The organism is Alitibacter langaaensis DSM 22999 (genome assembly GCF_003096995.1).
GTDB lineage: Bacteria > Pseudomonadota > Gammaproteobacteria > Enterobacterales > Pasteurellaceae > Exercitatus > Exercitatus langaaensis.
This window is the reverse complement of record NZ_QENU01000012.1, coordinates 43,879-50,758: the sequence shown is the minus strand read 5'-3', so window position 1 is coordinate 50,758 and position 6,880 is coordinate 43,879. Positions and strand designations below refer to the sequence as shown.

Genomic DNA, 6,880 nt, shown 5'->3' with positions numbered 1-6,880 from the left:
ATTAACTTTGTTCAGCACTTTAAGTTTCTGTTTTAATTTTTTTCAAAACGAATCTTACTCGTGCCCACACAGATTGTCTGATAAATTGTTAAAGAGCAAATAAATTGGTCGGCGAGATAGGATTTGAACCTACGACCCACTGGTCCCAAACCAGTTGCGCTACCAAGCTGCGCTACTCGCCGATAATGGGGTGGCTAATGGGATTCGAACCCACGACAACTGGAATCACAATCCAGGGCTCTACCAACTGAGCTATAGCCACCATTGTAGTTGTTGTTTGCATTGTCTCTGGCGCGCTCGACAAGATTCGAACTTGCGACCTTTGGCTCCGGAGGCCAACGCTCTATCCAACTGAGCTACGAACGCGTGTTTAAGTTAATGCGTCGCAACGGGGGCGTATATTAATGATTTCCCCAAAGCTTGTCTAGCACTTTTTTATAAAAATTTGCATTTATTACATTGTTCGGCGTTATTTTGTGCAAACTGTCGAAAAACTCACAAATTTTTGTCTAAATTTTAATTCAAACTTTGATTTTTCTTTTCTTCTAACGCTTCCCAACGTAAGAAAGCATTTTCTGATTCTTGTTCTTTTTCAGCTAATTCTTGTAATTTGGCTGCGGTATATTCATGAGATTGTTGAAAAAACTCAGGTGAACTCACTTCTTCTTGAAGTGCGGTCAGTTTTTCTTCTAATTCTTCTAACAATTGCGGCAATTGCTCAAGTTCTCGTTGTTCTTTATAAGAAAGTTTCACTGTACGTTGGCGAACGGGCTGAGAAATTGGCTTAATTTCGACCGCACTTTCTGTTGTTTTTGGGTTTTGCGCTTGTTGTTCGGCGGCTTTAATCGCTAACACATTTGCCTGCTGCTGTTTGGCATCAAAAAAACCACCTACATATTTATTTAAAACGCCATTGCCTTCAAACATATAACATTCGGTTGCTACATTATCAATAAATTGTCGGTCATGGCTGACGATAATCAAGGTGCCTTGATAATCCGCAAGAATTTCCTCTAGCAATTCTAATGTTTCTACATCCAAGTCATTGGTAGGTTCATCAAGAATGAGCAAATTATTCGGTTTTAGTAATAATTTGGCTAATAATAAACGGTTACGTTCACCGCCAGAAAGCGCTTTTACTGGCGTCATTGCACGTTTAGGCGGAAATAAAAAATCTTGTAAATAGCCTAATACATGGCGTTTTACCCCATTGACTTCAACATCTTGTTTACCATCGGCGACATTGTCCATCACTGTTTTTTCAGGATCAAGATCGATTCGGTATTGATCAAAATAAGCAATATCAAGTTTAGTACCGCAACGAATCGTTCCCGATGTAGGATTAAGTTGCCCGAGTAAAAGTTTAATAAAGGTGGTTTTGCCACAACCATTTGGCCCGACTAAAGCAATTTTATCACCGCGTAAAATTGTGGTGCTGAAATCAGAAAGTAATTTTTTACCTTCGATTTCATAATTGGCATTTTCCACTTCAAACACAATTTTCCCTGAACGGCTAGATGTATCCAATTGCAACTTCGCAGCACCAAGCACATCACGGCGTTGGCGGCGTTCTTCTCGTAAAGCTTTTAACGCTCGCACACGCCCTTCATTACGGGTGCGGCGCGCTTTAATTCCTTGGCGAATCCAAACTTCTTCCTGCGCCAGCTTTTTATCAAACAGTTCATTTTGTAATGCTTCTACACGCAAGTTTTCTTCTTTTGTGGCGAGATAGGTATCATAATCGCCAGAATAAGAAACTAGCTGTCCACGATCTAAATCCACAATGCGGGTTGCCATTTTGCGAATAAAAGAGCGGTCATGGGAAATAAAAACAATGCTGCCATCAAATCCTAATAAAAATTCTTCCAACCATTCAATGGCATCCACATCCAAATGGTTAGTCGGTTCATCAAGCAATAACACATCTGGCGCACACACTAACGCTCGAGCTAATGCCGCTTTTCGCAACCAGCCGCCTGATAACTCTGATAATTGGGTATTCGCATTAAGATCTAATTTGCCCAGCACTTCTTTTATTTTATTTTCAAATTGCCAACCATTTTCGTGCTCTAATTTCGCTTGGACTTGTGCTAACTGGGTTAATGCGGTATCGCTGTACTCGGTTTCCAGTTGGGTGGAAATGCGGTGATAGTCTTTTAAAAGCGCAGAGAGATGCCCAATACCTTCAGCCACATAATCAAAAACATTGCCTTCGGCGTGGCGTGGGGGATCTTGTTCTAAGCGGGAAACGATCAAATCACGTTCAAACTGCAATTTGCCGTCATCCATAATCACATCGCCAGCTAGAATTTTGAGCAATGTCGATTTTCCTGCGCCATTGCGACCCACTAAACACACTCGTTCATTTGGCTCAATGTGCAGTTCGGCGTGATCTAATAAAGGTGCATCACTAAAAGAAAGGTATCCATTGGTTAAACTAATTAATGCCATGATTTTCAAATTCTGTCGTAAAAATTGTGCACAATCTTATCATTTTTTGATGCAAAAGTGCGGTCAAAAAATAAGAAATTTTTTGACCGCACTTTGAGATGATGAATTTACGCTTTTGGGGTGAATTTTAATAATCGATTGGCATTCGTTGCCACCGTAATCGAAGAACACGCCATTGCTGCGCCCCCGATCATTGGGTTTAATAACCAGCCAAACAGCGGATAAAACACACCAGCGGCGAAAGGAATACCTAAGCTATTGTAAATGAAAGCAAAAAATAGATTTTGTTTCATATTGCGTAATGTTGCTTTTGATAAACTTAACGCATCTGCCACCGCATGTATGCTATGGTGCATTAAGGTTAATTCGGCAGTTTCAATGGCAATATCGCTGCCAGAACCTATCGCCATGCTAACATCCGCTTGGGCTAAGGCAGGTGCGTCATTAATGCCGTCCCCCACCATCACTACTCTTCGCCCTTGCTGTTGTAATTGCTGAATAGCTTGGGCTTTGGCATCAGGTAATATCCCCGCAATCACATGATCGATCCCCACTTCATCGGCAATGGCTTGCGCGGTTTTCTCTTGATCTCCTGTGAGCATCACTAAATGATAGCCTTGAACTCGTAAACGTTGTAACGCCGCTTGGCTATCATCACGCAATGGATCGCGAATTGCAAAAATCGCCGCCAGTTGGTTTTCCACAGCGAGAAAGACAACAGTTGCACCTTTCTCACTTTCTTGCTGGAACTGGCTTTCCGCCTGCGCTGTTGCCACGCCAAGCTGTGTCATTAAAGTGCGGTTGCCTAGGGCAAGTTTTTTGCCATTTAATCGCCCTGTCACACCTAAACCTTTTAAGGTTTTAAACTCAGCCACGGCATCTAAATGTTCATTATTCAGCGCCAAAATAGCTTTTGCTAAAGGATGGTTCGCCCCTTGCTCTAAAACTGCTGCAAAACGCACCGCACTTTGTTGAGTGGTTTCGTTATAGGTATAAAGTGCGGTCACTTTTGGCTCACCTTTTGTAAGCGTGCCTGTTTTATCAAAAACCAGCGTATCTGCACTGGCGGCTTTTTGTAAAGCATCGGCATCACGCACCAACACGCCTAGCTCTGCTGCGCGCCCCACACCTGCAATAATAGACATTGGCGTGGCCAAACCTAAGGCGCAAGGACAAGCGATAATCAACACAGTTGTTAGCACGATGAAAGAATAAGAAATTTCTTTTGTAACGAAATACCAAATTAACGCTGCCAATAGTGCTATTGCTACGACAACAGGCACAAACACGGCAGCGATTTTATCGACTAATTGTGCAATTTGAGGTTTGCTGTTCTGCGCCTGACGAACTAGCTTAATAATATGGGCAAGCGTGGTTTGGTTGCCAATTTGTTCTGCGCGGAAGAGTAATGAACCATCGGTTACTAAAGTCCCCGCACTGATTTTATCCCCTACATATTTCTGCACTGGCAACGGTTCGCCTGTTAGCATACTTTCATCAAGCCATGCGCTGCCTTGGGTGACGATACCGTCCACAGAAACACGATCCCCCGTTTGTACACGTAAAATCATGCCTTGTTTAACTTGCGTCAAAGGGATTTCTCTTTCACCTTGTTCATCAGCAACCCGTGCGGTTTTAGGCGTGAGATCAAGTAAATGTTCCAACGCTTTGGAAGAATGTTGTTTGGCTTTGACTTCCAACATTTTCCCTAGGTTGATCAAGCCAATGATCATCGCACTGCTTTCAAAATAGAGATGACGCTCCGTTTCTGGGAAAAAGTGGGGGAAAACCGCGACAGACATTGAAAATAGCCAACCTGCGCCTGTTCCCAACGCCACTAAGGTGTCCATAGTGGCTGTCTTTTTCAGTAGATTTTTAGCTGCACGTTGGTAAAAATGCCCGCCTGTGAATATCATGACAATGAGCGTGATGACACCGACAATAATCCAAGCCCCTTGGTTTTCCGAGTTGACTTGGGTTTGTCCGCCTAACAAGCCCCAAAATAACAAGCCGAAACCGACAATCAAGGCAACAAAAGATTGCCATTTTCGTTGCCGAATTTCCGCTTGCGCCTGAGCTTGCTGTTTTGCTCGGCGTTCTGTTTCATTTTCAATAAGCTCAGCCCCGTAACCTGCATTAATCACCGCTTGTATCAAGCCTTGAGGCTCAGCTTCACCTGTCACAAATGCCATTTGCTCAGCTAAATTCACTCGAGCCTGTTGAACATTAGGTACACCCTGTAACGCACGTTCCACTTTTAATACACAAGCCGCACAACTTAAGCCGTCTAATAGCAACGAAACTGTATTTTCAGCTGTCATATTTTCCTGATTTTCATTCACTACCACCACAGGTGCAGGTTCCACCACTGGTTGTGTTGGTAGTTCAGGCTTTGGGCTTTCAGTGGATAACTGAGCGTCAAATCCTGCATCTATAATGGCGGCAATCACAAGTTGCGGATCCGCAGAACCATAAATCTTAGCGGATGTTTTAGTCACGTCAAAAACATCGACATTTTCCACCGCACTTAGCGCTTTTTCCGTTGCTTGAATACAATGCCCGCAATTTAAACCACTTAATGCCAATTCAAAATTCGGCTGCGCAAGTTGAGCTTGGTAACCCGCATCGATAACGGCATCAATTAAGGTTTGCGGATTTACATCGCCAACGACTTTCGCAAAGTGTAATGTAACTTGCACACTTTCTACATTAGGGATTTTTTCCAACGCTGTGGTTACTGATTTCACACAATGCCCACAAGAAAGATCTTGTAAAGCTAAAATAGTTACGCTCATATTTTTCTCCTTGTTTATTAACTTCGCTTATCATAAACCTTACCCTAAGGATAAGGTCAATCATTTTTTCAATGGAATGAATAAATTCGGCGCCACAACATATCATCCCCAATCATCACACGCATCATTTGGATTTTTCTCAAAATACGGTTAAAATGACAGCCTTTTTTATTTATTCAACGGACAAAAAATGACTCAAAAACAAGAACGCCAAACTTGGTCTAGCAAACTCACTTATATTATGACCGTTGCAGGTGCGACCGTGGGATTTGGCGCAACTTGGCGCTTTCCGTATCTCGTGGGCGAAAATGGAGGCGGTGCTTATGTACTGCTTTTCTGCGTGGCTATGATTGTGATCGGGATCCCGATGATTTTAGTTGAAAATGTGATTGGTCGCCGTTTACGCGTAAACTCGATTGATGCATTTGGCGATAAATTACAAGATAGAAGCATTTCAAAATGGTGGAAAATTATCGGTTATATGGGCTTGCTCGGCGCCTTTGGCATTATGGCATATTATATGGTGCTTGGTGGTTGGGTGATGAACTATATCATCAGCTTGATTAGTGGCAGCCTTGACATTTCAGCTCCGATTACTAAAGACACCGCTAAACAATTCTACGATCTCAGCATTGGTAATAGTCCATTACAAATTTTGCTTTATACCTTTATTTTTGTTGCCGTCAACTATGTGATTTTAGCCAAAGGGATTATTGGTGGAATTGAACGTTCGGTGAAATTCTTAATGCCACTGCTCTTTGTTTTTCTTATTGGCATGGTGATTCGCAACGTTACCTTGCCAGGTGCAATTGAAGGCATCGTCTACTATCTCAAACCTGACTTCAGCAAAATCACCGCAGAATTATTCATTAAAGTGTTAGGGCAAGTTTTCTTTGCCTTGAGCCTTGGTTTCGGTGTTTTAATCACGTTGTCGAGCTATCTTAGTAAAGAAGAAAATCTAGTTCAAACTGCCGTTATTACAGGTTTCACCAATACCATCATTGCAGTACTTGCAGGCTTTATGATCTTTCCATCATTATTTAGCTTTGGTATCGCGCCTAACTCAGGACCTACATTAGTATTCCAAAGTTTACCGATTGTCTTCTCACACTTGCCGTTTGGTACGCTGTTTGCCGTTGTGTTCTTCAGCTTATTATTAATTGCCGCATTAACCACTTCCATTACTATTTACGAAGTGATTATCACCGCATTGCAAGAAAAATTGCGTATGCGTCGTGGCAAAGCGATTTTATTGACGCTTGGTGGCATTTTCATCTTAGGTAACATTCCATCAGTGTTAAGTGACAATCTACTAAAAGATGTGCGCCCATTTGGTATGAGTATTTTTGATGCCTTTGACTACATCAGCGGAAATATTTTGTTTTTATTGACCGCACTTGGCTGTTCAATTTTTGTGGGATTTGTTTTGAAAGATAAAGCAAAAAAAGAATTATCGCCAACCCCAGATTCCCTAATCACAACAGTATGGTTTAACTATGTTAAATTCGTGGTGCCAGCAATTATTATCGTGATTTTCATCAGTAACTTTTTGCTATAACCCAACTAGGCACAGAAACGAGCCTAATTATTTCATTATAGAAAAACCTTATTTGCCGATAATAAAAAACCCGACT

The 6,880-nt window shown here is 42.0% G+C and carries 3 protein-coding genes and 3 tRNA genes; 1 reads left to right on the top strand and 5 read right to left on the bottom strand.

Features of this window, described 5'->3' with window-relative positions; translation table 11 throughout:
- Nucleotides 1-105: 105 nt before the first annotated feature.
- The 5 genes from C8D76_RS07875 to C8D76_RS07855 all read right to left on the bottom strand — a co-directional run bounded on the left by C8D76_RS07875 (nt 106) and on the right by C8D76_RS07855 (nt 5,246).
- Nucleotides 106-182 (bottom strand) — tRNA-Pro (locus tag C8D76_RS07875).
- Nucleotides 183-186: 4 nt separating this feature from the next.
- Nucleotides 187-262, bottom strand: a tRNA-His gene (locus C8D76_RS07870).
- A gap of 27 nt (nt 263-289) precedes the next feature.
- Nucleotides 290-366, bottom strand: a tRNA-Arg gene (locus tag C8D76_RS07865).
- Between the two features lie 150 nt (nt 367-516).
- Nucleotides 517-2,451, bottom strand: a complete 1,935-nt coding sequence (locus C8D76_RS07860) for an ABC transporter ATP-binding protein (protein WP_116632238.1) — start codon at nt 2,449-2,451, stop codon at nt 517-519.
- Between the two features lie 107 nt (nt 2,452-2,558).
- Complete coding sequence (locus C8D76_RS07855; RefSeq protein ID WP_116632237.1) at nt 2,559-5,246, bottom strand: cation transporter; 2,688 nt, start codon at nt 5,244-5,246, stop codon at nt 2,559-2,561.
- Nucleotides 5,247-5,436: 190 nt separating this feature from the next.
- On the opposite strand from C8D76_RS07855, the gene C8D76_RS07850 reads away from it, so the two are divergent.
- Nucleotides 5,437-6,804 carry a sodium-dependent transporter gene (locus C8D76_RS07850; protein WP_116632236.1) on the top strand — a complete coding sequence of 456 codons (1,368 nt, stop codon included), beginning with the start codon at nt 5,437-5,439 and terminating at the stop codon, nt 6,802-6,804.
- Nucleotides 6,805-6,880: the final 76 nt, after the last annotated feature.

Coding starts and splice junctions, on each gene's coding strand:
- C8D76_RS07860 (WP_116632238.1), bottom strand. CDS start 2,451: ATGGCATTAATTAGTTTAACCAATGGATACCTTTCTTTTAGTGATGCA.
- C8D76_RS07855 (WP_116632237.1), bottom strand. CDS start 5,246: ATGAGCGTAACTATTTTAGCTTTACAAGATCTTTCTTGTGGGCATTGT.
- C8D76_RS07850 (WP_116632236.1), top strand. CDS start 5,437: ATGACTCAAAAACAAGAACGCCAAACTTGGTCTAGCAAACTCACTTAT.